This is a genomic window from Candidatus Pelagibacter sp., assembly GCF_052049935.1.
Taxonomy (GTDB): Bacteria; Pseudomonadota; Alphaproteobacteria; order Pelagibacterales; family Pelagibacteraceae; genus Pelagibacter.
Window position 1 is genome coordinate 51559 of the sequence record NZ_JBNGZA010000003.1, and the last position, 26276, is coordinate 77834.

Sequence of the window (26276 nt, forward strand, 5' to 3'; positions counted from 1 at the left end):
TAATTGAGGTTTATACTAGATGAATGGCAAATCACAAACTTTTCCAGAAACTTTTTTACCATCAATATTAAGGTAAACAGTTTGTGATACCTTGCAAAAGGGTTCGCTAATCATAGCTATACCTATTACTTTTTTGAAATGAGGTGAAAAACATGCAGACCTTAAATCTCCAATTTTTTTTTCATTCTCATAAATATCAAGTGATTTAGTTATTGAAAGTTTTTCTAAATCTAAGATTACACCCATTAATTTTCTTTCAATTCCTTTTGATTTAATATCCTTTAATTTTTCTTTTCCTAAGAACTCAATATTGTTATCTAGATTTACGTACTTTTCAAAACCACACTCATAAGGGTTGTCATTGTTATCAAAATCATTTCCATAGGATAATAATCCACTTTCAATTCTTTCAATTAAATTTGGACAACCAGCTTTTACATTTAAATCTTTTCCCTCCTCAAATAGTTTGTCATATAGTTGAACTCCAGAAGAAGTGTTTTCTACATATATTTCAAAACCACCTTGTTTAGACCAGCCTGATCTTGCTATTAAATGTTTCGTTCCTTGAAAATCATAAAAATCAAATCCAAAAAATTTTAAATCTAAAATCTTCTTCCCAAAAATCTTTTCCATTAAAGCAAAAGATTTTGGACCTTGTACTGCAATAATATCTACATTAGGTTCAAAGATGTTGACATCAAATTTATGTCCATGAGCAAGACCTTTTGCAAAAAATATCACATCGGAGTCTGCTATTGATATCCAAAACCTATTTTCATCAAGTTTTAGCATAACGGGGTCATTAACCATTTTTCCATTTTCATCAATTATAGGACAATAATAACAACGACCAATTTTAGATTTAGACAAATCTCTACAAGTCATTAACTGAACTAGTTTTGCTGCATCTTTTCCAACTATTTCGACTTGTCTTTCAGCTGCAACATCCCAGACCTGAACATCTTTTTTTAAATGATCACATGATTCTTCCAATGAACCAAAAGCTGCAGGTAATAGCATATGATTATAAACTGTATAAGCTGTAACTCCTTGTTTTTCTATTCTAGAAGTATAAGGAGTGCTTCTAAGTCTTCTTGATTTTGCAATTAGGTAGTTTTTCATTAATTTAAAAATTCTAGGATCTTGTCTCTCATTTCAAAGGCTTTTTCAATCATAATCATATGACCACAATTTTCTATGACATGTGTAGAGCTATTTTTAATATGGTCAGCAAACTTATGTCCATTTTCTAGATTTACCATTTTATCTAATTTACCAAAAATCAACAAAGTTGGGTTTTGAATTTTTTTTGCAGCATTCAATCCATTTGAATAATTATTGCAGGCATTTAAATCTACAGCCAATATTTCACTTATATCTCTTGGAGATTGAATTATTCTTTCTACTGGGTTTCCACCAATAAATTTTTTTGAGCCTTCATATCCCCATTTCATCATTAACTTAACAGCATCAGAGTCTCCACTTTCTGCAAGATTGATTAAGTCAGGATGAACAGGCATTTTGTAAGAACCACCAACAAAAATAATTTTATTTAATCTCTTAGAATATTTTGAAGCATACTCTAAAATATCTAAGCATCCTTGAGAGTGTCCAATAAGACTAATTTTTTCTAATTTTAATTTTGAAAAAAAGGTTTCTAGCCATTCAGCAATTTCTTCTATTGTTTTTAAGCATGGCCCTTCAGAATTTCCGTGACCAGGAAGATCAATTGATAAAACATTAAAATTTTTATTTGAAAAAAATTGTTCAGATAATGACCAGACTATATGTGATAAGCCACTTCCATGTAAAAAAACAATTGTTTCTTTGCTAGGATCTATTCCTTGACCTGCATCTGATGCATGTATTTTTTTATTTTCTATTTCAAAAATCAAGAATTAACCTAAAATTTTTTTCTCAGTTCAAATTTCTGAATTTTTCCAGTCGATGTTTTTGGCAATTCACAAAATTCTATGTATTTAGGAATTTTAAATCCAGCTAATGTTTCTCTACAAAAATCCATTAATTCTTTATCAGTTACATCTTTATCTTTAACTTTTTCTATAAAGGCAGCTGGAACTTCGCCCCACTTTTCATCAGGCTTTGCAACAACTGCTGCGATTGATACTGCCGGATGCTTAGATAAAGTATTTTCAATTTCAATTGATGATATGTTTTCACCTCCTGAAATTATTATATCCTTAGATCTGTCTTGAATTTTTATATATCCATCAGGATGAGCTACAGCCAAATCTCCAGAGTGAAACCAGCCTCCATTCATTGCTTTATCAGTGGCTGCTTTATCTTTGAAATATCCCTTCATGACAACATTTCCTCTAATCATAATTTCACCCATAGTTTTTCCATCTTGTGGCACTGGTTCCATATTTTCTGGATTCATCACTTTAATATCTTCTGTATTTGGATATCTAACACCTTGTCTTGCTTTAATTTCATTTTTTTTATCTTCGTCTAGTGAATTCCACTCATCATTCCAGGCACATTGTGAAACATGACCATATGTTTCTGTAAGACCATAAACATGCATCACCTCAAAACCCAATGCCTCCATTTTCTTAAATATTATACTTGGAGGTGGAGCTCCAGCTGTAAGTACATAAACTTTGTGTTCTAGTTTTTTTCGATCTTTTTCTGATGCACCTGTTATCATATTTAACACTATTGGTGCTCCTCCAAAATGAGTAACCTTATGTTTTATAATCAATTCAAAGATTTTTTTTACATCTATGTTTCTCAGACAAACTGTTTTTCCATTTAGCATTGGAATCGTCCACGGATATCCCCAACCATTACAATGAAACATTGGGACTATTGTTAAAAAACTTAATCTGTTTGGCATATTCCAAGCAACAGCACTTCCTGTTGACATTAAATATGATCCTCTATGATGATATACTACACCTTTTGGATTTCCAGTCGTACCTGAAGTGTAATTTAAAGAAATAGCTTGCCATTCATCTTTTGGTCTTTTCCAAATGTAATTGTCATCTCCTGTATTTAAAAAATCCTCATATTCATGTTCCCCAATTTTCTTTAATAAACTTTGATCTGCAAAATCATCTTGGATATCAATTATTATCGGCTTATTTTTTAATTGTTCCATTACTTTTGAAATTACAGAATGAAATTGTCTATCTACAATAAATACTTTTGCTTCACTGTGCTCAAGTATATATTGTACAGTCTTAGCATCTAATCTAACGTTTATTGTATTTAATATTGCACCCGTCATTGGAACAGAGTAATGAGCTTCAAAAATTTCAGGGGTATTCATAGCCATTACAGAAACGGTATCTCCTAATCCAATACCTATTTTTTCTAGAGCACTCGCAAACTTAGTACACCTTCTATAAACATCGCTCCAAGTATAACTTCTGTTTTCATAAACCAAGGCTTCATAATTTGGGTAAATATCTTTTGCTCTTTCTAAAAAAGTCAGAGGAGTTAAGGGAACAAAATTTGCATCATTTTTATCTAAATTTTGCTCGTAATTGTTCATATTAATTAAAGTTGAATTTCATTATATAATCACTTCCAGTCTTGACGCTTTTAAAGTGACTTTCAGCTCTTGGTAAAACTCTATTAAAATAAAACTCAGCAGTTTGAATTTTTTCTTCATGAAATTTCTTATTTTCATCGTAGTCTCTAAAAGAAACCTCAAGAACTTTAATCCATGCGAATGCAACTGAAACATAACCTAAAGCTTTTAAATAATCATTACAAGCTGCACTAGCATCATCTTTTTGATTTTTTATTTTATCTTTTATCCAAGAAGTAAATTCTTTAAGATCAGCCAGAGAATTTTTTAAATCTTCAACAAAAGGTTTAATTTTTGTATCTGATGATGGACATTCTTCCTCAATCATTTTAAGGTAGTCATCAATAATATCTCCATTTTTATTTACTAATTTTCTAAAAACTAAATCAGCTGCCTGAACAGAATTTGTTCCTTCGTAAATTGGAGTAATCCTATTGTCTCTGTAAAGTTGCTCGATACCCTGGTCTTTTGTATAACCATATCCACCAAATATCTGCATTGCATCATTTGTTATTTCCATTCCTAAATCGGTAAATAAAGATTTTACAACTGGTGTCATAAGTGAAACATAATTTAAGGCTTTTTGTTTAATACTCTTATCTTCGTGATACAAACTTACTTCTGTTTGTTGGGATAACCAAAAACATAAGGCTCTCTCTCCCTCGATTATCGATTTCATATTCAATAAAGATCTCCTGATATCAGCATGTTCAATAATGAAGTCTGCACCATTTGTTGATTTAGTATTATTTGTTTTTCCTTGTTTTCTTTCTTTCGCATATGCTAACGAATTTTGATAGGCAATCTCGGATATACCTAATCCTTGGATACCAACTACAATTCTTTCTAAATTCATCATAGTAAACATTGCATTTAAACCTTTGTCCTTCTGTCCAATCATATAGCCTTCGGCTTCATCAAAATTTAATACACATGTAGCAGAGCCTTTAATCCCCATTTTACTTTCAATAGATCCTGTTGAAATTCCATTTCTTTGACCAACCGAACCATCTTCTTTAACAATAAATTTTGGTACTAAAAATAAACTTATTCCTTTTGTTCCTGCTGGTGAATCACTAACTCTTGCTAAAACTAAATGAATTATATTTTCAGTTAAGTCATGATCTCCTGATGTAATAAAAATTTTTTGTCCACTTATTTTATAAGTGCCATTATCTTGTTCTACAGCTTTTGTTTTTAAAAGACCAAGATCAGTTCCACAAACTGGTTCTGTCAAACACATAGTCCCACTCCATTTACCCTCAACAATTTTTGGTAAATATTTATTTTTCATTTCATCAGATGCATGATGATTTATACAATTGTAAGCTCCAATACTTAATTCACTATAGAGTTTAAATGATAAACTTGCTGAAGATAACATTTCATCAAAAAAGGCGCTCACCGTTTTTGGCATTCCTTGGCCTCCATATTTTGGATCACAAGAAAGCGACGTCCAACCATCTTCTATATATTTTTGATAAGCTTCTTTATATCCAGGAGGTGTTCTAACTACTCCATTTTCTAATACAGTTGGATTTTCATCGCCTGCTTTTGCAAGTGGTAAAATTATATTTTGGTTGATTTTTGCTGCCTCTTCCAAAATATCTCTAACTAAATCTGAACTAACTTCTTTATATTTTTCAAGTTCATTATAATTTTTATTGTTTCTTAATTTTTCATAAAGAAACATCATATCTTCAACTGGTGCTGTATAACTTGGCATATAGAAAGTTTAAGTGAAATAAGTAATTAATTCAATTTCGAAATTATCGCGTCACCCATTTGAGAAGTAGAAACTTCCTTAGTTCCTTCAGATAAAATATCTTTAGTTCTCAATCCGTCATTTAGTACTTCTTGAACTGCATTTTCTAGTGAATCTGCTTCTTTATCTAGGTCTAGTGAATATCTTAATGCCATTGCAAAACTTAGTATTGTTGCAATTGGGTTTGCTATTCCTTTTCCAGCAATATCAGGCGCTGAACCATGAATTGGTTCGTACATAGCTCTCATTTCCCCATCTTTATTTTTTGCACCTAATGATGCTGATGGTAATAATCCTAAAGAACCTGTTAACATTGATGCTTGATCTGAAAGCATATCACCAAATAAATTATCAGTGACAATTACATCAAATTGTTTTGGGTATCTAAGTAATTGCATCGCACAATTATCTGCAAGCATATGACTAAGCTCAACATCTTTATATTCATTATCATGTAAAGTTTGAACTTCTTCTTTCCAAAGCTGTCCTGCTTCCATCACATTTGATTTTTCGCAAGATGTAACTTTATTTGATCTCTTCCTTGCTAGATCGAAGGCAATTCTTGCAACTCTTGTAATTTCGCTACTTGTGTAAGTGTGAGTATTAATTCCTTTTCTCTCTCCATTTTCTATTGGTTTAATTCCTCTTGGTTCTCCAAAGTAAATCCCACCTGTAAGTTCTCTTACAATCATGATATCTAAGCCTGAAACTATTTCTGGTTTTAAAGTTGATGCATCAACTAATTGTTTGAAACATATTGCTGGTCTTAAGTTTGCAAATAGCTTCAATTCTTTTCTTAATTTTAATAATGCTCTTTCAGGTTTTTTTGAAAACTCTACATTATCCCATTTTGGTCCACCCACAGCTCCTAACATAACTACAGCACTTTCTTGAGCTTTATAAAAAACTTCATCAGTTAAGGGAGTTCCATGTTTATCATAAGAACAACCTCCTGCTAAATCTTCATCTATTTCAAAATCAAGTGACTTTTTTGAATTAAACCAATTTATAATTTTTTTTACTTCTCCAGTAACTTCAGGACCAATTCCATCTCCAGCAAGCAGAAGAATTTTTCTTTTTTTAACTTTAATCATTAAAGATCCAAGGTTTTTGATTTTTTAAATTTTTTTCAAAAGATTCTATTTTTTCAGATTTTTTTAAAGATAGAGCGATATCATCCAAACCTTCTAATAGACATTTCTTTTTAAACGGGTCAATTTCGAATTTGATCTCACTGTTACCATAAATTATTTTTTCTTCTTCAAGATTAATCGAAATTTCTTCTTTTCTATTTGAATACTCTGATAATTCTTTAATTTTTTCTTCCTCTACAATTATTGGAAGAATTCCGTTTTTAAAACAATTATTATAAAAGATATCAGCAAAGCTTGAACTAATTACACAAGTAATTCCAAAATCTAATAATGCCCATGGAGCGTGCTCTCTAGAAGAACCACATCCAAAGTTTTTACCAGCTATTAATATTTTTGAATTATCATGAGGATCTTTATTTAAGATAAAATCATTTATCTTTTCTCCATTTTCATCATATCTCATTTCAAAAAATAAGTTTTTACCAAGTCCTGTCCTTTTAATTGTCTTTAGGAACTGTTTTGGAATAATCATATCTGTATCAATATTTACAATTGGTAAATATGCAGGAATGCTTTTTAATTTATTAAATTTTTGCATTAGTTTTCAAACTTTCTAACATCTTCAAGATTTCCTGAAATCGCAGCAGCAGCTGCCATGCCTGGACTAACTAAATGTGTTCTTCCTCCTCTGCCTTGTCTGCCTTCAAAATTTCTATTTGAAGTAGACGCACATCTTTCTTCAGGTTTTAATTTATCTGCATTCATAGCTAAACACATTGAACAACCAGGTTCTCTCCATTCAAATCCTGAGTTTATAAAAATTTTATCCAATCCCTCTTGTTCTGCTTGCTCTTTTACCAATCCAGATCCCGGAACCACCATTGCATGAACATGACTTGCTTTTTTCTTATCTTTTAAAATTTTTGCTGCTTCTCTTAAATCCTCAATCCTCCCATTCGTACAACTTCCAATAAAAACTTTATCTATTTTAATATCTGTTGCAGACATATCTGGTTTTAATCCCATGTACTTTAAAGCTCTTTCAATCGAGTTTTTCTTATCTTCATCTTTTTCGTTGCTTGGGTTTGGAATTTTTCCGTCTATTGTAATGACGTCTTGTGGTGAAGTTCCCCATGTGATCATTGGTTTAATTTCATTTGCATCAAGATTGATTTCTTTATCAAAAGATGCTCCATCATCAGATTTCAATTTTTCCCAGTTCTCAACTGCTTTATTCCAATTCTCTCCAGTTGGTGACATTGGTTTTCCATTTAAATAATCAAATATTTTTTGGTCTGGTGCAATTAAGCCAGCTCTGGCACCACCTTCGATAGTCATATTGCAAATCGTCATTCTTTGCTCAACACTCAAAGAGCTAATTAAATTACCCGCATACTCAACTACACAGCCTGTCCCACCTGCTGTACCTATTTTTCCAATAATTTGTAAAATTACATCTTTAGAAGTTACTCCTAAAGGTAATTTTCCATTTACATTAATTCTAAAATTTTTTGCTTTTTTTTGAACTAAGGTTTGTGTTGCTAAAACATGCTCTACTTCTGAAGTTCCAATACCAAAAGCTAATGCACCAAATGCACCGTGTGTTGCTGTATGACTATCTCCACAAACAATTACAGTACCTGGTTGAGTAAAACCTTGTTCAGGACCAATTATATGAACAATACCTTGTCTCTTATCATCCATACCAAATAGTTGTACTCCAAATTCTTTACAATTTTTTTCTAATGTCTCGACTTGAATTTTTGAATCTTCGTCTGCTATTCCTTTTGTCCTATCAGTTGTAGGAACATTGTGATCTGCAACAGCTAATGTTAAAGCTGGATGTCTTACTTTTCTATTTGAATTTCTTAAGCCTTCAAAAGCTTGTGGGCTTGTAACTTCATGAACTAAATGTCTATCAACAAATAATAAAGCAGTTCCATCATCTTGAATATCAACTAGATGATCTTTCCAAATCTTATCGTAAAGTGTTAAGGCCATTTAGAAAAAATTATTTTTTTTCTTCTGTGCTTTCTGTTTTTGCTTCAGGTGCTGGGCTTGCTTCTTTTGCTTCTGACTTAGCTGGAGTTTCTGCCTTTACAGTTTCAGTTGCTTCTTTTATAGGAGCTTCTGGCTCTACTGCCGGTGTAGCAACATTTTCTTCAGTAACTGTTTCAGGTTTTGTATCAACATCTATACCTATATTCTTTCTTATCTTTTCCGCAATTCTTGCTGATTTACCAGTTCTGTCTCTTAGATAATATAGTTTTGCTCTTCTTACTTTACCTGATCTAATTACTTTTATTGAATCAATTACTGGACCATATAATGGAAATGTTCTTTCTACTCCTTCACCAAAAGATATTTTTCTTACAGTGAATGAAGAATTAATGTCTCTACTTTTTTTTGCAATACAAACACCTTCGAAATACTGAATTCTTTCTTTTTTACCTTCAGTTATTCTCACACCTACTTTTACAACATCACCTGGGTAAAAAGCTGGGATTTTCTTTTCTGAAAGAATTTGTTTAACTTTGCTTTGATTTATTTCTTCAATCGTTTTCATTTTCTAATACTCGGTTTAGTTTTTCTTGTTATATTTTTCCCACAAATCTGGTCTTCGGACGCGTGTTATAGCCTCAGATTGAGATAAACGCCAGTCTTTAATTTTAGCGTGATCTCCAGATAATAAGACATCTGGTACTGATTTTTCCTCCCAAATTGGTGGTTTTGTATACTGCGGATACTCGAGAAGCCCATTTTCAAAGCTCTCATCATTAGTAGATTGATCATTTCCAAGAACGCCAGGCAATAATCTTAAAATACTATCTAAAACTACATACGCTGCTGTCTCGCCACCAGATAAAACAAAATCTCCAAGACTTATTTCTTCAATTTTCCTTGTTGAAAGTATCCTCTCATCTACACCTTCAAAATGTCCACATATTAAAGAAATTGATTGTTCCTTTGAAAGATCTTTAGCAAAGTTTTGATCAAATAATTTACCTTTAGGTGAAAGATAAAATATTCTTTCATCTTTAACAACGTTTTCATCTATTGATTTTGCAAGAACATCTGGCTTCATCAACATTCCAGATCCTCCACCATAAGGAGTATCATCAACAGTTTTATGTTTGTCAGTGGCATAATCTCTAATGTTTACAACTTTAAGATCCCAAAGTTTTTTCGACATTGCTTTTCCATAAAGTCCTTTTGATAAAGGGCCTGGAAAAAACTCTGGGTAAAGAGTAAATATTTGAGCTCTCAACATAAAATACTAACTGTTTATTTTTTTTCCTCTGCTGCTGGAGCTGCGTCTGCTTTAGGAGCTTCTTCTTTCGGAGCTTCTGCTGCTGGAGCTGCGTCTGCTTTAGGAGCTTCTGCTGCTGGAGCTGCGTCTGCTTTAGGAGCTTCTGCTACTGGAGCTGCGTCTGCTTTAGGAGCTTCTGATGATTCACCTTCTTTTTTTCTTTCTTTCTTTGGAACAGCTTTTTGAGGATTGTTTCCATTTACAGGCATAGGCATTAACTCATTTTCACCTAAAATTCTTGCAACTCTAGTAGTTGGTTGAGCACCTTGTCCAAGCCAATACTTAATTCTTTCAGCCTCTAAACCAATTCTTTCTTTTTTTTCTTTTGGAAGAAGAGGATTAAAAAATCCTACTTTTTCAATGAATCTTCCATCTCTTGCGAAACGACTGTCTGCAACAACAACTTTGTAAACAGGTCTTTTTTTAGTTCCGCCTCTAGATAATCTAAGTTTTAACATTTATTCTCCTTTATTGTTTTAATTGATTAAATAGTTCTGGTGGAATACCTTTATCAGACATTCCTTTCAGATTTCCTTTAGACATCTTTTTCATCATTTCAGACATCATTTTAAATTGCTTAAGCAATTTATTGATAGTGGCAGGATCAGTTCCAGAACCATTAGCAATTCTTTTTTTTCGAGAACCATTGATTATTTTTGGATTCTCTCTTTCTTTTTTTGTCATAGACAAAATTATAGCTTCATTCTTTGTTATAATACTCTCATCTACACCAGCAGCATCCATTTGTGATTTCATTTTGGATACTCCAGGCATAAAAGACATTATTCCTTCAATGCCCCCCATTTTTTTCATTTGTCTTAATTGTGATAAATAATCTTCCATTGAGAATTGGCCTTTTTTTAAATTTTCTTCGGCTTTTTTGATATTTTCTTCACCTAAGTCCTGTGCAGCTTTCTCAACAAGAGAAACAATATCTCCCATACCTAAAATTCTATTTGCTATACGATCAGGATGAAATGCTTCAAAATTATCTATCTTTTCTCCAATACCTAAAAACTTTATTGGAACCTGAGAAACGAATTTCATACTAACGGCAGCACCACCTCTTGCATCACCATCAGCTCTAGTCAATATTATTCCAGAAAGGTTTACTGTATTCTTAAATTCTTTTGCCACAGAGGCTGCAACTTGACCAGTTAGTGAATCTGCAACTAAAATAGTTTCAGTTGGATTAATGATACTTTCAATTTGTTTTATCTCACTCATCATTTGAAGATCTATTTGAGTTCTTCCAGCAGTATCAAATAAAATAACTTCTGCTCCATTAAGGCTTGCTGCACTAATAGCTCTTCTGCAAATGTCAGCTGGTTGTTGGCCCTCAATTATTGGTAAAGTTAATAGATTGTTTTGTTCTCCAAGAGTTTTCAATTGTTCTTGAGCGGCTGGTCTGTAGATATCTAAACTGACCATCATTACTTTTTTCTTCTTATTTAACTCAATAAATTTTGCTAATTTTGCTGTGGTTGTCGTTTTACCTGACCCTTGTAGACCGACTAACATCATGGGCACTGGTGGAACTGCACTTAGATTTAGATCTTGGTTGCTGTCTCCAAGAAAGCTTACCAATTCATCATAAACAATCTTAACAACCATATCTCCAGGAGATGTGGATCTTATAATTTCTTGACCCAGTGCTTTAGGTTTGACGGTTTCTACAAATTGTTTTGCAACTTCTAAAGAAACATCAGCCTCTAATAAGGCTTGCCTAATACTTCTTAATCCTTCATCTACTTGTTTCTCATCAAGTGAAGGAGCCTTTTTTAGTGAAGAAAAAATTTCTTCAAATTTATTTGTTAAGTTTTCAAACATATTTATAACGCACAGCAGTAACCGCACTAGTGGGCGAACCCTCGCTGACTAGTGTCGATCTCTTTGTTTCCAAAGACACCGCAAATTTAACGTTTTTGCGGAAACTGCTGCAAACTATAATAGAGGTTCAAAAAGTCAATAAATAAGTTAAATAAGATATATGAACATTAAAGCTTACAAAATGGATGGTTTAGGTAATGATTTTGTAATTATAGATGCTAGATCAGAGGAAATTGAACTTTCTAATGATCAAATAACTAAAATTTGTGATCGCAAATATATTGGTTGTGATCAACTTATTATTTTAAAAAAAAATCAAAACACCGATGCATCACTAATTTTCTATAATTCAGATGGAAGTATTTCTGGAGCTTGTGGTAACGGGACAAGATGTATTGCTGAATTTTTGAATAAAGAAAATAAAAAAGAAACAATTGTTCTAACAACATCTTCAGGTGAATTAATTTCAAAAATTTTAGGAGATCGACTTGTGAGTACTGAAATAGGTATACCTAAGCTTAAATGGAATGAAATTCCCTTGTCAAAAGATATAAACAGCAAAAACCTGCGGATAAAAATATCAGATAAAAATGGAAATGATTTCATGGGCGGTACTGCGGTTAATGTTGGAAATCCACATGTAATTTTTTTTGTTGATGATATTTCAAAATTTGAAATTAAAAAGATTGGTCCAATAATTGAAAACTCTGAGCTATTTCCAGAAAAATGTAATGTTACTATTGCCCAAAAAATTAATAAAGATCATATAAAAGTTAATGTTTGGGAAAGAGGAGCAGGTCTCACTAAAGCTTGTGGTACAGCAGCTTGTGCAACCGCTTATGCTGGTAAAATAAATCAATTAACTGGAAACAATACAGAAATTGAATTTGCAAGTGGAAAACTATCTATTCATATTGATGAAAAAGAAAGTATTCACATGAAAGGTCCTGTCTCAGATATTAAAGAAATAAATATTAAAATTTAATGGGTATATTTGAAAAGTTTAAAAGTGGTTTTAAAAAAAGTGCAGAAGCTTTTTCATCTGGACTTAAAGAAATAGTTATAAAAAAAGAAATTAATGATGAAACTCTTAATCAAGTTGAAGATTATTTAATTTCATCTGATGTTGGAACCGTTGCAGCATCTGAAATTAAAGAAATTATTTCAAAAAAAAAGATAGACCCTAGTCAAGAAATTACATCAGAAATCAATTTAATTTTAAAAGAATACATTATCAACTTGATGCAACCTTTGGAAAAACAAAACTTTTTTGAAAAAAAAGATCACTTAAATGTAATTTTAATCTCAGGTGTTAATGGTGTAGGCAAAACAACTACAATTGGAAAAATAAGCAAAATTTTTAAAGAAAAAGATAATAAGGTAATATTAGCAGCATCAGATACTTTTAGAGCTGCCGCAATAGAACAATTGGATAATTGGGCAAAAAAAATCAATGTTGAAATAGTAAAATCTTCTCAGGGATCTGATCCTGCTTCAGTTGCTTATAAGGCGGTTGAGCAAGCAAAAAATAATAATTTCAATCAAACAATAATTGATACCGCAGGAAGACTGCAAAATAAAAAAAACTTAATGGAAGAATACAAAAAAATTGCGAATGTAGTTAAAAAAGTTGAGAGCGATGCTCCGCATGAAGTTATCCTTGTTCTAGATGCAACTTCAGGACAAAATGTAATAAATCAAGTGGAGGAATTTAATAAAATTATTCCAGTTACAGGTTTGGTAATGACAAAGTTAGATGGCACTGCAAAAGGTGGGATACTACTAGCAGTATCCAAAAAGTTTAAACTTCCAATAATTGCTTTAGGCTTAGGTGAAAAAGAAGATGACCTACAAATATTTGATTCTGAAAAATTTGCTGAAGCATTTACAAATATTAAATAAATTAATTTAAGCTTTTTATAAAAATATCTAGCTCATTTATTAATTTATCATCATACTCCATCATATGATTGTCTGTTTTGGTTGAATAAAATGTTTTTGGTTCGTTAGCTATTTCAAATAATTTTTTTCCCATATGAAATGGAACTATATTGTCTATTTCTCCATGCATAATTAGTATCGGTGAATTTATATTCACTATTTTACTTTTATTTTCATATCTATCTTTAAGTAAAATGTTTACTGGAACATATGGATAAAATGTTTTTGCTGCATCTATCATAGAGGTAAATGGTGTTTCTAGAATAACACCTGCAAAGTCTCTTTTTTGTGCAAGATGAGTTGCAATACCAGTCCCCAATGACTCTCCATAAAGGATTATATTTTTTTCTTTTACTCCGTTATTTAATAACCAATCAATTGCACTTTTGCCATCTTCATATAAACCCTTTTCATTTGGTTTTCCCTCATTTCCACTAAAACCTCTCCATGCAATTATTAAAATATTTAAATCCAACTTATCTAGTGCATTCAATTTGTAAATTCTGTTTTCTAATAAACCAGCATTTCCATGAAAAAATAATAAAGTTTTAAATTTATTTTTGTCTTTTTCATAATACCAAGCATTAAGATCCAAATTATCTGAAGTTTTTATTTTAATTCTATCTACTTCTATTTTTAAATTATCACCAAAATAGTTATTTTCATTAGGGTGATATAATAAATTTCTTTGATAAAAATAAAGAAAAAGCAGAAGCAAAATATATACTGTTGGTATCGCAATTAAAAAATACAAGAAAATATCCTTAATTTTTTTTTTCATTTTTTCTTTTTGCTAAAAATACTCCAAAAAATACTAATATAGTTCCAATCAAATGATAAAATTCAAATTGTTCGTTAAATAAAAAATATCCATAAACAGCACCATAAACTGTAAAAATATATAATGTAAATCCAGTTATAGAAGCGCCTAATCTTTTTTGAGCCATTGTGTACAAAGTAAATGCAATAATTCCTGGTGATATAGCAGCGAAAATTACCCAGGCAAAAAAATCAGAATTAAATGAAGTAGGCTCAAAAATGAATTGCTCAATTAAATAAAATGGCATTAAACTCAAAGCACCAAAAAAAGCTACAAGAGTGAATCTTTGAAAGATCGCTAAATCTGTTCTCCAATAAAATAAGTATATAGAATAAAGTGCCCATCCTATTGCAGCACCTAACATCCAAAGATCACCAACGGTAAATTTCAAACTTAATAAGAGACTAACATCACCTTTTATGATGATAGCAAACACACCAATTAAACATGAAACAAGTCCAACAAATTTTGTCAAATTTATTTTTTCATTAAAAAAGAAATAAGAAATTATAATTATAAAAACTGGTGATGAAGTATAAATAATCCCCATATTTGTTATTGTGGTAGTTTCACCTGCTAAAAATGGAAATGCACCACACACACCACATCCCATAGCGCCTAAAAAAAATAACTGTTTATACTCTTTTTTGATTATCTCTATGTTTTTAGCTAAAGCTGTAAATGTAAATGGAAGTAATATAACAAATACTGCTACCCATCTCCAAAACGCGAGTGACAAAGGAGGCACGTATTCAACCCCACCTCTTGCAACAACAAGATTACTTGCCATAAAAATAGGTTGTATCAAAAGTAAGGAATAACCAAATAAATTTTTGTTTCTGTCTTTCAATTTATAGAGGTTTATTTTTTATCAAAAAAGGCTTCGTAAACCATCATAATGATTGCTACAATCATCAGAATGTAGACTGGCAATACATCTAAAAAACCAATCATCATTGATCTAGTAAGCGTAGTTGCTAATCCAACTAGAAAAAATATTGCAAAAGATAATCCAATTATGGTTGTTATTTTATTCATAATTATTCTTTAAACTCCTTTTCTAACCAGTTTGCTACTCCTAAAAATCGGTGATCATCATATTTATCACCAATTATTTGAACTCCTAATGGTAAGTTATTTTCTCCCTCAAGTAAAGGAAGAGATATACATGGCGTGCCCATGTAAGACCAAACTTTATTAAACTCAGCTGTCCCTGTACTCTTAAGTCCTTTGGGTGCAACACCTGGACTAGATGGTGACAAGACTCCATGATAATCTTCAAATACTTCTTGGTAAGACTCATAACTTCTCTTCATAAAATCTATAGCTTCAGCGTATTCTTTAGCAGAATGTTTATTTCCATTTGCTATTGCATCTTGCATATATTTTGAAAGTTTCTTTTTATACTTTTTATAATAAACAGAAAAATTATTTGCTAAGTCTGTTTCGTGTATTATTTGATGATATTTATGGATATCTTTAAAATAAGAAGGAGTATCAAACACCTCAATGTTTTTTGGAAATGATTTAATAAAATATTCAAATGCAGCTTTAGATTTTTTATCAATCAATTTCCAATATTCAGTTTTATAAAAAATAAATTTTGGTTCAAACAACGGTCCTTTTTTTGTCTCCTCTACAAAATTATCTGCAGAATAATGAATTGTTGCAGGATCATATTTATCTTTTTTAATTAGTACCTTTGCAAGCATGGCAACATCTTCTACAGATCTTCCAAATACTCCCATATGATCAAGATTATAGGAAGTTCTCAGAACTCCATTACGTGAAATTAAACCATAAGTTGGTTTGTAACCAACAACACCACAATAAGAGGCTGGTCTAATTATTGAACCACCTGTTTGAGATCCAATTGAAACTGGTGCCATAAAAGAAGCAACGGCTGCAGCCGAGCCACTTGAAGAACCTCCTGGTGTCCTTGAGTTATCATGAGGATTGGTTGTCGCTGGTGGTCCTAAAAAAGCAAGTTCTGATGTTGCAGTTTTTCCCATCACTAAAGCACCTGCTGAATGTAGCATATCAATTATTTCCGCATTTTGAGAATAAGACTTACCTTTTCTAATAACTGTTCCACATTCTGTAGGCATATCAATTGTTCCAATAATATCTTTTACTGCAACAGGTACGCCGTGAAGAGATCCTAAAGGTTTTCCTGATCTCCTATGTTCATCGGCTTCTTCAGCTTTTTCTAATAGAACTTTTTTGTCAAAATGAGCCCAAGCTTTTATATCTTTCTCATATTTTTCAATTCTTTCTATAAAAGCCTTACAAACATCAACTGATGATAATTGTGCATCTTTTATTTTGGTAGCTAGCTGCTCTAAGCTTAAGGAAATAATCTCTGACATTTAATTAAGAATTAATTTGCAAATAAAGTTTCTGGTAACCATAAAGCAATACCTGGGAAAATATACATTAACACCATAGCAAAAATAACAATTGCTAAGAAAGGCATAATTCCTCTAAATATATCCATCAATTCAACATTTTTTGCTTGCACACCCTTTAAGTAATATGCTGACATTGCCATGGGTGGTGTTAAAAATGAAGTTTGAAGATTCAACGCAATTAACATTGCAAAGAAATATGGATTTACTCCAAAAAATTCTACTAGTGGTAAAAATATAGGCACAAAGATAATTAAAATTTCTGTCCACTCTAAAGGCCATCCTAATAAAAATATAATCAACTGAGTAATAATTAAGAATTGCCAAGGTTGTAAGTTAAGAGATTTAAAGAAATGTTCAAAAACTTCATGACCTCCCAAATAAGAAAATACTGATGCAAAAGTCCAAGATCCAATAAACAGCCACATAATCATAGCTGTTGTTTTTGCTGTTAAAAATACAGACTCTTTGAAATTTTTCCATTTTAAAGTTTTATAGAAATAAGAAAGAACTAATGAACCAAATGCACCTACCGCTGCTGCTTCTGCAGGAGTTGCAATACCTGCTAAGATAGTTCCTAAAACTAATATGATTAATGAAAACAATGGTAAGAAAGAAACCAAAACTTCTTTCATAATTACTGCTGTTGGCGGTATTTCCTCAGCTTTTGGTTTTGGAGCTATCGAAGGATTAAAATAAGCTCTAGTGATTGCATATATTATATAAAGCCCAGCTAACATTAAACCTGGAAAAATAGCAGCTGCAAATAATCTTAATGGAGACAATTGAGCAATTACCGAATAAACAATTAACATAATGCTTGGTGGAATTAAAATACCAAGACATCCACCTGAACAAATTATTCCTGATGCAAATTTTTTGTCATAACCAGCTTTAACCATTGCCGGCCAAGCTAATAATCCCATTAAAGTTACTACAGCACCTATAATACCTGTGGCTGTTGAAAACAGAGCACATGTAATTAATGCTGCCACCGCCATAGAAGCAGGTAATCTGTGTGATGCTAATCTGATTGCAAAAAATAATTTTGCTACAATGCCTGCACGTTCAACAAGATAACCCATAAATAAAAATAAGGGGACTGCTGTTAAAACGTTATTATCCATTACAGTATATGTGTTTTGAACAAAAAGTTGGAATATCCTATTATCAAATAAATGTTCCATTTTAGTTGGATCAAAATAAGCGTAATATCCAAATCCAAGACCCATAGCCATTAGTGTAAAAGCAATAGGAAAGCCCAATAGAACTGCAAATAAAAACAGTCCCATCATCATGATTGCAATCTCTGGATTTGTTAAACTAAATAACATCTTCTTTGTTTCCTTCTTGAGAAGTTCTCATTAAAATTTTTTCTGTTTCTTCAGCATCGCCTTGGGCATTTCTTTCTGGCCAAGAACCTGTTTGTATACAGATTACACATCTAAATACCTCGCTTAATCCTTGAATAGATAAAAGAGCACCTGACAAAGGTATTAAAGATTTTGCCATATAAATTTGTATTTGTGCTGGGCTATTCCAGCTTGTTTCTTTTATTTTCCAAGCTAAAGCAGCGTATTCATAACCATAAAATGCTAGAGCTAGAACACCTGGGAAAAAGAAAATAAAGTATAAGACAATATCTATCCATGCTTGTGTTCTTTGTGAAAATAATCTGTAAATCACATCTCCTCTCACATGCGCTTCTGTACAAAGCGTGTAAGCTCCAGCCATCATAAATATTGCTCCATACATTTGAAGACTGAAATCAAAATTCCATAGTGTGGGTGCATTTAAAGCATAAGCCATAAATACCTCGTAACAAGTTCCACCCATTAAAATCACAATACACCAAGAAAAAGCTTTACCCATTGAAACACTCAATCGGTCAGCAAATTTAATGTAGGTTCTCATCATAAAGGACAATTAATAATGTATTGTAACTAATAATCAAATAAAAAAGGGGGGCAAAAGCCCCCCCTTTAAATCATTTTAAATTAAACTAACTACAGTTTAACTTTTCCAATTGGACCAAACTCATTTTCGTACGCAAGTTTGTAGTTCGGCTGATTCATTAGTAAGTATTTCATTACTCTCTTAGCGTAAGCTTTTTGAGAATCAACGATCTTCTTAAAGAATGGATCTTTCGCATTGAAATCACCAATTACTTTATCCCAACCTTTTAATTGCTCAGCTAGGATCTCGTCCGATGTTTGGTAAACATTTACTTTGTGCTCGTTCATTAACTTAGCTAAGTCAGCTGAGTATCTTACAAGAGCTTTAAAGTAGTTATCACTGTTTGCAGCGTAAGCAGCATTTTTCAATATTGCTTGGTGTGCTGGTGATAAACTGTTGTATGTTTTTTTGTTAACCGGTATTTCAAACATCTCTTGTGATTGGTGGAAACTTCCTAAGTGATAATGCTTAGAAACGTCTTGCATACCAAACTGAGAGTCTGAAGTTGGGTTGTTAAACTCAGCAGCTTCAATCAAACCAGTTTTCATTGCTGGTTGGATTTCACCACCCGGTAATTGTCTAACTACCATTCCCATTGCTGTAAGAACGTTAGTTGCAAGACCAACTGTTCTGTACTTCATACCTTTTACATCAGATACTTTAGTTACGTTCTTTTTGAACCAACCAAAAGGCTGAGCAGGCATTGGCATATGGAAGAAACCGATGTAATCGAAACCTACTTTTGCTAAAGTTTCATCGTACAGTTTTCTACCTCCACCGTACTCCATCCATCCCATTACTTCTTGAGATGACATTCCGTATGATGGACCAGTTCCGAATAAAGAAGCTGCTGCATTCTTTCCGTACCAGTATGCAGTCACCCAGTGACCCATATCCACTACACCTGAACTTACAGCTTGTCCGATTTCAGAAGTTTTTACAACTGCACCAACTGGTTGTAGATCGATCTGTAAAGATCCACCTGACATTTCTTTAACCATGTTACAGTAGTCCCCTGCCATTTCAAAAAAGATGTTTGCACCTGATGGCCATGCAGCTTGCATCTTTAATACTTTAGCGTGAGAACCAGCAGTTGCGATGTTTGGCATAGCAACTGTTGCTGCAGCTACAGCACCAGCTTTAGCAGCAGTCTTAAAGAACTTACGTCTTGAAGAAGTTGAATTCTTCAATGATTTTTTTTCTTTAATCATATTTCTCCTTGTTATTTTTAGTTAATTAACCAGCGAGCATCTAATCAAAATTCTAATTTAGAATCAATTTAAAATGGGTGCACAATAGTATGTTATTACAACTTTATTCAACTTTGAGGTGTATTTTAATTATTTTGAAATGTTAAACTTGCCCAGTAACTAATCCAATCAGAAGATAAATTTAATTCGGACTTATCTTTTGCTTTAAAAACTAAAACTGAATTAATTAAATAAACTCTCTCTTTAAATATAGTTAAATTAAAATTTCCTTTGCTATCTGTTTTTAATTGTTCAGTTAAAATTTCACCGTTGTTATTTTTGCTGAATATTTCAACAGGCCAATTTCTTACTAAATTACCATTATGAAAAACACCAAACTTTAGTAAGTTTTTATCAACTTTACTCAAAAGGATTATTTCAAAATCTAAAGTAGGCTTTTCAACAAAAAAACTTGAATTATCAAAATTTAAAATTGTCTTTGCAAATCTTTTATAATGTTCAGTTGGAATTTTATTTTGGTCATAGTTTTTGATAATCGAAGTTAGATTTTGCTCTTCTAAAAAATTCTCAAAACCCTTTAAACTTCGGTATTTAAGAAATGTAAAATTATTAACATAAGTAAAAATATTAAATTCTTCAGAAATATTAAAAGTAAAAGCTGGAAAACTACCATCTTTCTGTTCAAGATTTATCCTGCCTTCTTTATTGTTTTCTTTATACAATTTGTCTTTAAATTTTTTTTTAAAACCAAACTCTGTTCCTATAAATTCTGTACCAATTTTTATATGAATAATTGAACTATCAGAGCCTGTATTAAAATTTTCTGGTTCTAGCCAAAATTCATGAGCATTAGTATTTAAAGAAAATGATAAAAATAAAAAACTTTTGACGATAATAATAATTCTAAATAAGTTTTTCATCTTCATAAACACAACATTTTTCTGCTGGAATATAAAGATTTACCTCATCATTTGAAATAGGTTTTTCTCTTTCAATTTTAGATTTTATTGTAAAATTTTTCATTGTGGCGGTAAGTAATTTAAAATTACCAAAATCTTCAACCTTTTGTACTTTAGCCTTAACAGTATTATTTCCTTCTTTGTCTGCTAAATCGATAAATTCTGATCTAATTCCTAATTTTATATTTTTGTTTTTTACTTTAGATAAATTTGTATTTGTTTTTATTTTTATATCACCTACTTTTACCTCAGTTTCTGATGCAACCTCAGACTCGAATAAATTCATTGCGGGTGATCCAATAAAATAACCTACAAAAGTAGTGTTTGGTCTTTCAAACAGATCTTTAGGAGAACCTGTTTGTACAACTTCACCTTCACTCATTACAATTATATTATCTGCAAAAGTCATAGCCTCATTTTGATCATGAGTTACATAAACTAAAGTTGTTTTGTACTGTTCATTAATCTCTTTTAAATTTCTTCTTAATCTAAATTTCAAATCAGGATCAATTACTGTTAAAGGTTCATCCATCAAAACTGCAGCAACATCCTCTCGCACAAGGCCTCTACCTAAAGATATCAATTGTTTTTGATCAGCAGTTAATTTCCTTGCTGGTAAATCTAAATAAGAATTTAAATTCAAAGTTTCTGCAACTGAGTTTACTCTTTCATCTATTTTAGATTTTGCAAAATCTCTACATTTTAAAGGAAATGCCAAATTTTCAAAAACTGTCATCGTGCTATAAATAACTGGGAACTGAAATACTTGTGCTATATTTCTATCTTCTGTTTTTAAATCTGTAACATCTTTGTTATCAAATAATATTTTTCCTGCTGATGGACGTACAAGACCAGAAACAATATTGAGCATAGTTGTTTTACCACATCCAGATGGTCCTAAAATTGCATATCTATTCCCATCTTCCCAAGTCATTGAAAAAGGATTTAACGCATAAATCGGATTAGGATCGTTTGGATTATAAGAGTGAGAAATATTACTTAGATCTATTTTAGCCATTTTTACTCCTAAATGGTGAAGAAGCTAAATCTCCGTTAGAGTTAAACGCATAAGCTTTTTCAATTTTAAAATTTATTTTTACCTTGTCATGAATTTTAAAATTCATTACTTCTTCAATCGACATGATTAGTTTTGTGTTACCTTTTTTTAAATGAAGAAGAGTTTCCGAACCACTTATTTCAGCTAACTCAACTTCAAACTCATAACCTTTTTCGTTTAATATAATATCTGAAGATCTAAGCCCAATTTTAAAACTTTTATTATTTATATTATTAAAATGTTTCGGCGCATTAATTGATATACCCTCAAAACTTACTTCACTTTCTAAAATTTCAGCATTAATAATATTCATAGGTGGGTCATTTGAAATTTCAGCCACTTTTAAAGAATTGGGATTTTCAAAAATTTCTTTTGCAGGGCCTACTTGCAAAACTTTTCCTTCATCTAATACAATCACCTCTCCATTTAACTCCATAGTTTCTCTTGGATCTGTGGTAGAATAAATTAGGATAGTTTCATCTGCTAATCCCTTTGAAAATAAATTTTTGAATTCTTCTCTTAATTGTTCTCTTAATTTGTAATCTAAATTTACTAATGGTTCGTCTAATAATAAAATTTTTGCATTCTTTACTAATGATCTAGCTAATGAAACTCTTTGTTGTTGTCCTCCTGAAAGTTCTTGAATTTTTCTATTCTCATAACCAGATAATCCTACAGATTTAAGAGCATCTATAACCTTTTCGTTTATTACATTTGTCTCCATTTTTCTTTGTTTCAGAGGAAATGCAACATTTTCAAAAACATTTAAATGAGGATAATTTATGAACTGCTGGTAAACCATAGCTACATTTCTTTCCCATACAGGTGTTCTAAGGAAATCTTTTCCATCAAAATCTATTTCTCCACTATCTGGCGTTAGTAGACCAGCTATTGTTTTGAGTAATGTTGTTTTTCCAGATAAAGTTCTGCCTAAAATTGTATAAAGATTTCCATTTTTAAAATTGAAAGATACATCATTTAAATGAAACTGATCTGTTGGTTTATAAGATAAATTTTTAGCAATCAGATCCATTATTTAATTGCTCCAGATAAATTTCCTTTTGATAAATACCTCTCAACAATAAATGCAACAATAATTAAAGGCGCAACAGATACTAAAGCTGATGCAGATAAACTCCACCAAGGAGTTACAGATGAATTTAAAGCCACAATTTTAACTGGTAACAACTGAACTTCTGTAAATGTTAAAATAAATGCAAAGAAAAAATCAATCCAACCAAATATAATACAAAACATACCAGCAACTATTAAGCCTGGTATTGAATTTGGTAGAACTACTTTTAAAAATGCTTGATAAGGATTACATCCATCGATTAATGCTGTCTCATCTATTTCTTTTGGAACCTTATTAAAAAAATCAACCATAATCCAAACAGCTATTGGCATTAATAAGACTATGTAAACGACTATTAACCCTGAAAGACTATCAAGCAAATCTATGGAGCTTAAAAATAAAAAAAATGGAATTGATAAAACGATAGGAGGCATAATTCTTTGAGAAATAAAGAAAAACGTAATGTCATTATTTTTTACAAACCCAGCCTTAAATGTATATCTTGACAATGCATATGCCGATAAAGTTCCAAGAATAATACTAATTAAACTTGCAGTACATGTAACGAACAGACTATTAAAATAAGGTTCTACAATGTCTACACCTCCTTTTGCAGGAGACTTGATTAAAACTTTCCAGCCCTCTAAATTTGGTTCAAAATCAACCCAAGGAATATAAGTTACTCCCGCATTGACAGATTGAAAATCTTTAAAAGATGTTGTCAATGCCCAAAGAAATGGTGCTACTACAAATATTGTCCAAAAAACTATAAAGAAATATTTTAAAAATATATAAAGTTTATTCATCGTTTATTCCTTTAGTAGAAGTTTTGTTAAAACCTTGGCAATGATTGTTAAGCTTATGATCATTATAATCAAATATGTAAATGACATTGAAGCTGCATAGCCCATTTGAAATTCCCTTAATCCTTTAATGAAAATATAAAAGCTTGATGTCTCTGTTGAAGTTCCAGGACCACCTGAAGTTAAAACATAAACTGTATCCATAATTTTAGACGCTTCAATTAATCTAATAATTATTGCGCCTATTGATATTGGGGCCATTAAAGGAAATGTTACATAAATAAATTTTCTCACTGGACTAGCACCATCTATAGCGGCGGCTAAAAAAGGTTCCTTTGGTAATGACAATAATCCTGCTAATAATAATAAAAACATAAACGGAGTCCACTGCCAGACTTCAACGATAATTACCGTAAACTTTGCGATGACTGGATCTGTAAGCCATTTAGGTGAAAAACCAAAATTAGACAAAATGTCATTTACTGGTCCAAGGGACTCGTGAAAAAAAGTTCTCCATATTACAGTCATGATGACTGGTGTAGTCATCATCGGAATTAAGAATAAAACTCTAAAAAATCTTTTAAATTTAATATCTTTCCAAACCATATGTGCTAAAGCAAAACCAATCACATATTGAAGAATTACAGTTGTAACTGACAAAAAACTTAATCTAAAAAACGATTCCCAGAATCTAGGATCATCTGTAAATAATCTTATATAATTTTCTAAACCAATAAAATCTAATCCTGGATTATAACTATTCCATCCTGATAAACTTAATCTTACTACAAATATTATTGGAAAAATTAAAATTCCTATAAGCACAAATAAACCAGGAAACAAAAAAAAGTATTTATGCTTAAAGTTCATTTGTAAATTTGGATTATATAATTTTTGTTTAATGTGGCCATTAATTTTAATGGCCACATAAAGTTAGTTAACTATAGTTCGTTATCTTCCATTTTGACACCAACAGCATAGGCTTTTTGTACTGCTTTTTTTCCTACTCTGCTTACAATTGCTTCCCACTCTTTAGCAACTTCATCTAATGCAGCTTGAGGAGATAATTGTCCTGCAAGAGCTTTCGAAGTTCCTGTAGCTACAGCACTTGTAAATTCAAATACACCTGGAACTCTTAGAGGGAAAACTCTGTTCTTACTTTTTTCCATATCTAAAAGTGTTTTAGTGTAACTGTTAGCGATCTCTGGATCCCAACCCATGCTATTAATATAAATGTTAGGGTCAAAGTCTGAGTTCTTAAATGGGTTAACACCAAATCTACCGATTGCTAAATCAGCTTGGTGGTTTGCACCATTAGAAAAGAAACATAGATAATCAAAAGCCATATCTTTTACTTTACTTTTCTTTGCAACACCTACTGCCCAACCCCAAACGATGTATGGAGCTTGGTTAAATTGGTTTTCCCAGCCATTAGATACTCTGTTCCAAACTCTGTCAGAACCTGGAAGTGGAGCCGCACCTACTTTATTTTTAATAGGACTATCATCTTGCATTGCAGCGATGAAAGCATCATCCCATGAAAAACTAAATAAAGTTTGTCCGCCACCAAATGATCCAATTTCATCACCTAGACCAAAGTTAGTTCCTCCCGGGGGAACATATTTAGTAGCTTCAACCCAATCAGTTAATGCTTCTACAAATCCTGGGTTATTGATATTTGGTTTCATAGTTTCTAAATCAAAAAAGAAACCACCTGGAGTTCTAGGGTTTTTAGCATATGCAACTGATCTGCTGAAAAAAGCTGCAAACATTAAGTCATCTTTTTTCATAACTTCAGCTGAACCATATTCTTTTTCACCATCTCCATCCCAATCCCAATCGTTAAAATATTTAGCCATTTCACCGTACTCTTTCCAAGTTCTAGGAACTCTTAATTCTTTACCAGTGTCAGCTTTATATTTTTTCTGCATTTCAGGATTATCGATGACATCTTTTCTATATTTTAAATAGTGTCTGTCACCATCAACTGGATATTGATACATTGTACCATCCCATGAAGACACACCCATATGAGATTTAGTTACATCTTTCATCTCAGGTGAATTCATGTACTTCTTAGGTACTGGTGCTAAGTATCTTTTCCAATCATTAATGAAATTAGAAAATCCAAACACGATGTCGTAAGGTGCTTGTCCAGCTTGAAATGGAACCATTGCCTTAGAGTACAAATCACCTGCAGGTGTATGTGTAACTTCAACTTTAGCTCCAGTTAATTTTTCAAACTGTTCAGCATGTAAAGCCGTTGGCTCTCCCATTACTGGAATTGCGTGTGTATTGATTTTTAGAGTTTTCCCACTGTAGTCCTTTTTAGAAATTTCTTCATAAGAACACATACCAGGGATATCTCCTGTAGCTTTGATATGTGGAAATTGATCACTCCACTTATCAGCGTACGCAACAGGACTGAATACCATTAATCCTGATAAAAGAGCTGTTGCGAATGTTTTTATTGTCTTCATCTCTTCTC

The 26276-nt window shown here is 31.8% G+C and carries 26 protein-coding genes; 2 read left to right on the plus strand and 24 right to left on the minus strand.

The window, feature by feature from the left end:
• Nucleotides 1–15: 15 nt before the first annotated feature.
• The 11 genes from ACTT90_RS02115 to ffh are packed head-to-tail and all read right to left on the minus strand — an operon-like array spanning nt 16 to nt 11558.
• Nucleotides 16–1122, minus strand: coding sequence for a dimethylsulfoniopropionate demethylase (locus ACTT90_RS02115; protein WP_440937216.1), 1107 nt, complete (start codon nt 1120–1122; stop codon nt 16–18).
• Nucleotides 1122–1895, minus strand: a complete 774-nt coding sequence (locus ACTT90_RS02120; RefSeq protein ID WP_440937217.1) for an alpha/beta fold hydrolase — start codon at nt 1893–1895, stop codon at nt 1122–1124. The genes ACTT90_RS02115 and ACTT90_RS02120 overlap by 1 nt, the downstream gene beginning before the upstream one ends.
• 8 nt (nt 1896–1903) lie before the next feature.
• Complete coding sequence (locus tag ACTT90_RS02125; RefSeq protein WP_014952613.1) at nt 1904–3520, minus strand: acyl-CoA synthetase; 1617 nt, start codon at nt 3518–3520, stop codon at nt 1904–1906.
• A 1-nt stretch (nt 3521) separates the two neighbouring features.
• Nucleotides 3522–5285 carry an acyl-CoA dehydrogenase C-terminal domain-containing protein gene (locus ACTT90_RS02130; protein ID WP_440937218.1) on the minus strand — a complete coding sequence of 588 codons (1764 nt, stop codon included), beginning with the start codon at nt 5283–5285 and terminating at the stop codon, nt 3522–3524.
• 26 nt (nt 5286–5311) lie between these two features.
• The gene (leuB, locus tag ACTT90_RS02135) at nt 5312–6418 is read right to left on the minus strand and encodes a 3-isopropylmalate dehydrogenase (RefSeq protein WP_014952611.1); all 1107 of its coding nucleotides are present in this window, start codon (nt 6416–6418) and stop codon (nt 5312–5314) included.
• Nucleotides 6411–7016 carry a 3-isopropylmalate dehydratase small subunit gene (gene leuD, locus ACTT90_RS02140; RefSeq protein WP_440930326.1) on the minus strand — a complete coding sequence of 202 codons (606 nt, stop codon included), beginning with the start codon at nt 7014–7016 and terminating at the stop codon, nt 6411–6413. Before leuD ends, leuB begins: the two co-directional genes overlap by 8 nt.
• Complete coding sequence (gene leuC / locus ACTT90_RS02145; protein WP_014952609.1) at nt 7016–8419, minus strand: 3-isopropylmalate dehydratase large subunit; 1404 nt, start codon at nt 8417–8419, stop codon at nt 7016–7018. Before leuC ends, leuD begins: the two co-directional genes overlap by 1 nt.
• A 10-nt stretch (nt 8420–8429) precedes the next feature.
• Entirely contained in the window at nt 8430–8984 is a 555-nt protein-coding gene (gene rplS / locus ACTT90_RS02150) for a 50S ribosomal protein L19 (protein WP_440930324.1), read from the minus strand.
• 15 nt (nt 8985–8999) lie between these two features.
• Nucleotides 9000–9689 carry a tRNA (guanosine(37)-N1)-methyltransferase TrmD gene (gene trmD / locus ACTT90_RS02155; RefSeq protein ID WP_440937219.1) on the minus strand — a complete coding sequence of 230 codons (690 nt, stop codon included), beginning with the start codon at nt 9687–9689 and terminating at the stop codon, nt 9000–9002.
• A 14-nt stretch (nt 9690–9703) separates the two neighbouring features.
• Nucleotides 9704–10186 carry a 30S ribosomal protein S16 gene (gene rpsP / locus ACTT90_RS02160; protein WP_440937220.1) on the minus strand — a complete coding sequence of 161 codons (483 nt, stop codon included), beginning with the start codon at nt 10184–10186 and terminating at the stop codon, nt 9704–9706.
• Between the two features lie 10 nt (nt 10187–10196).
• Nucleotides 10197–11558 carry a signal recognition particle protein gene (ffh, locus tag ACTT90_RS02165; RefSeq protein WP_440937221.1) on the minus strand — a complete coding sequence of 454 codons (1362 nt, stop codon included), beginning with the start codon at nt 11556–11558 and terminating at the stop codon, nt 10197–10199.
• Nucleotides 11559–11718: 160 nt separating this feature from the next.
• Here ffh and dapF point away from each other — a divergent pair, with 160 nt between their 5' ends.
• On the plus strand, nt 11719–12543 hold the full coding sequence (gene dapF, locus ACTT90_RS02170; RefSeq protein ID WP_440937222.1) for a diaminopimelate epimerase: 825 nt from the start codon (nt 11719–11721) through the stop codon (nt 12541–12543).
• The gene (gene ftsY, locus ACTT90_RS02175) at nt 12543–13460 is read left to right on the plus strand and encodes a signal recognition particle-docking protein FtsY (protein ID WP_440937223.1); all 918 of its coding nucleotides are present in this window, start codon (nt 12543–12545) and stop codon (nt 13458–13460) included. The genes dapF and ftsY overlap by 1 nt, the downstream gene beginning before the upstream one ends.
• 1 nt (nt 13461) lies before the next feature.
• On the opposite strand, the gene ACTT90_RS02180 is transcribed toward ftsY, so the two are convergent.
• From ACTT90_RS02180 to ACTT90_RS02240, 13 genes are all read right to left on the minus strand, one after another.
• Nucleotides 13462–14280, minus strand: coding sequence for an alpha/beta hydrolase (locus ACTT90_RS02180; protein WP_440937224.1), 819 nt, complete (start codon nt 14278–14280; stop codon nt 13462–13464).
• Complete coding sequence (locus tag ACTT90_RS02185; protein WP_440937225.1) at nt 14264–15169, minus strand: DMT family transporter; 906 nt, start codon at nt 15167–15169, stop codon at nt 14264–14266. Before ACTT90_RS02185 ends, ACTT90_RS02180 begins: the two co-directional genes overlap by 17 nt.
• Nucleotides 15170–15180: 11 nt before the next feature.
• Nucleotides 15181–15357, minus strand: coding sequence for a hypothetical protein (locus ACTT90_RS02190; RefSeq protein ID WP_440937226.1), 177 nt, complete (start codon nt 15355–15357; stop codon nt 15181–15183).
• 2 nt (nt 15358–15359) lie between these two features.
• On the minus strand, nt 15360–16688 hold the full coding sequence (locus tag ACTT90_RS02195) for an amidase (protein ID WP_440937227.1): 1329 nt from the start codon (nt 16686–16688) through the stop codon (nt 15360–15362).
• Nucleotides 16689–16699: 11 nt separating this feature from the next.
• Nucleotides 16700–18061, minus strand: a complete 1362-nt coding sequence (locus ACTT90_RS02200) for a TRAP transporter large permease (protein ID WP_440930545.1) — start codon at nt 18059–18061, stop codon at nt 16700–16702.
• Nucleotides 18051–18641: a TRAP transporter small permease subunit gene (locus ACTT90_RS02205; RefSeq protein ID WP_440937301.1), complete on the minus strand. Its 591-nt coding sequence runs from the start codon at nt 18639–18641 to the stop codon at nt 18051–18053. Before ACTT90_RS02205 ends, ACTT90_RS02200 begins: the two co-directional genes overlap by 11 nt.
• A gap of 92 nt (nt 18642–18733) precedes the next feature.
• A complete protein-coding gene (locus ACTT90_RS02210) occupies nt 18734–19894 on the minus strand; it encodes a TRAP transporter substrate-binding protein (protein WP_440937228.1) in 1161 nt (386 codons plus the stop codon).
• Nucleotides 19895–20019: 125 nt separating this feature from the next.
• A complete protein-coding gene (locus ACTT90_RS02215) occupies nt 20020–20814 on the minus strand; it encodes a DUF4198 domain-containing protein (protein WP_440937229.1) in 795 nt (264 codons plus the stop codon).
• Entirely contained in the window at nt 20798–21871 is a 1074-nt protein-coding gene (locus ACTT90_RS02220; RefSeq protein WP_440930312.1) for an ABC transporter ATP-binding protein, read from the minus strand. The genes ACTT90_RS02215 and ACTT90_RS02220 overlap by 17 nt, the downstream gene beginning before the upstream one ends.
• Nucleotides 21864–22943: an ABC transporter ATP-binding protein gene (locus ACTT90_RS02225; protein ID WP_440937230.1), complete on the minus strand. Its 1080-nt coding sequence runs from the start codon at nt 22941–22943 to the stop codon at nt 21864–21866. Before ACTT90_RS02225 ends, ACTT90_RS02220 begins: the two co-directional genes overlap by 8 nt.
• Nucleotides 22943–23791, minus strand: coding sequence for a carbohydrate ABC transporter permease (locus ACTT90_RS02230; protein WP_014954021.1), 849 nt, complete (start codon nt 23789–23791; stop codon nt 22943–22945). The genes ACTT90_RS02225 and ACTT90_RS02230 overlap by 1 nt, the downstream gene beginning before the upstream one ends.
• Before the next feature lie 3 nt (nt 23792–23794).
• A complete protein-coding gene (locus tag ACTT90_RS02235) occupies nt 23795–24658 on the minus strand; it encodes a carbohydrate ABC transporter permease (RefSeq protein ID WP_440937231.1) in 864 nt (287 codons plus the stop codon).
• A gap of 71 nt (nt 24659–24729) precedes the next feature.
• A complete protein-coding gene (locus tag ACTT90_RS02240; RefSeq protein WP_440937232.1) occupies nt 24730–26268 on the minus strand; it encodes an extracellular solute-binding protein in 1539 nt (512 codons plus the stop codon).
• Between the last annotated feature and the right edge of the window lie 8 nt (nt 26269–26276).

Coding starts and splice junctions, on each gene's coding strand:
- ACTT90_RS02115 (WP_440937216.1), bottom strand. CDS start 1,122: ATGAAAAACTACCTAATTGCAAAATCAAGAAGACTTAGAAGCACTCCT.
- ACTT90_RS02125 (WP_014952613.1), bottom strand. CDS start 3,520: ATGAACAATTACGAGCAAAATTTAGATAAAAATGATGCAAATTTTGTT.
- ACTT90_RS02130 (WP_440937218.1), bottom strand. CDS start 5,285: ATGCCAAGTTATACAGCACCAGTTGAAGATATGATGTTTCTTTATGAA.
- leuB (WP_014952611.1), bottom strand. CDS start 6,418: ATGATTAAAGTTAAAAAAAGAAAAATTCTTCTGCTTGCTGGAGATGGA.
- leuD (WP_440930326.1), bottom strand. CDS start 7,016: ATGCAAAAATTTAATAAATTAAAAAGCATTCCTGCATATTTACCAATT.
- leuC (WP_014952609.1), bottom strand. CDS start 8,419: ATGGCCTTAACACTTTACGATAAGATTTGGAAAGATCATCTAGTTGAT.
- rplS (WP_440930324.1), bottom strand. CDS start 8,984: ATGAAAACGATTGAAGAAATAAATCAAAGCAAAGTTAAACAAATTCTT.
- trmD (WP_440937219.1), bottom strand. CDS start 9,689: ATGTTGAGAGCTCAAATATTTACTCTTTACCCAGAGTTTTTTCCAGGC.
- rpsP (WP_440937220.1), bottom strand. CDS start 10,186: ATGTTAAAACTTAGATTATCTAGAGGCGGAACTAAAAAAAGACCTGTT.
- ffh (WP_440937221.1), bottom strand. CDS start 11,558: ATGTTTGAAAACTTAACAAATAAATTTGAAGAAATTTTTTCTTCACTA.
- dapF (WP_440937222.1), top strand. CDS start 11,719: ATGAACATTAAAGCTTACAAAATGGATGGTTTAGGTAATGATTTTGTA.
- ftsY (WP_440937223.1), top strand. CDS start 12,543: ATGGGTATATTTGAAAAGTTTAAAAGTGGTTTTAAAAAAAGTGCAGAA.
- ACTT90_RS02180 (WP_440937224.1), bottom strand. CDS start 14,280: ATGAAAAAAAAAATTAAGGATATTTTCTTGTATTTTTTAATTGCGATA.
- ACTT90_RS02190 (WP_440937226.1), bottom strand. CDS start 15,357: ATGAATAAAATAACAACCATAATTGGATTATCTTTTGCAATATTTTTT.
- ACTT90_RS02195 (WP_440937227.1), bottom strand. CDS start 16,688: ATGTCAGAGATTATTTCCTTAAGCTTAGAGCAGCTAGCTACCAAAATA.
- ACTT90_RS02200 (WP_440930545.1), bottom strand. CDS start 18,061: ATGTTATTTAGTTTAACAAATCCAGAGATTGCAATCATGATGATGGGA.
- ACTT90_RS02205 (WP_440937301.1), bottom strand. CDS start 18,641: ATGAGAACCTACATTAAATTTGCTGACCGATTGAGTGTTTCAATGGGT.
- ACTT90_RS02210 (WP_440937228.1), bottom strand. CDS start 19,894: ATGATTAAAGAAAAAAAATCATTGAAGAATTCAACTTCTTCAAGACGT.
- ACTT90_RS02215 (WP_440937229.1), bottom strand. CDS start 20,814: ATGAAAAACTTATTTAGAATTATTATTATCGTCAAAAGTTTTTTATTT.
- ACTT90_RS02220 (WP_440930312.1), bottom strand. CDS start 21,871: ATGGCTAAAATAGATCTAAGTAATATTTCTCACTCTTATAATCCAAAC.
- ACTT90_RS02225 (WP_440937230.1), bottom strand. CDS start 22,943: ATGGATCTGATTGCTAAAAATTTATCTTATAAACCAACAGATCAGTTT.
- ACTT90_RS02230 (WP_014954021.1), bottom strand. CDS start 23,791: ATGAATAAACTTTATATATTTTTAAAATATTTCTTTATAGTTTTTTGG.
- ACTT90_RS02235 (WP_440937231.1), bottom strand. CDS start 24,658: ATGAACTTTAAGCATAAATACTTTTTTTTGTTTCCTGGTTTATTTGTG.
- ACTT90_RS02240 (WP_440937232.1), bottom strand. CDS start 26,268: ATGAAGACAATAAAAACATTCGCAACAGCTCTTTTATCAGGATTAATG.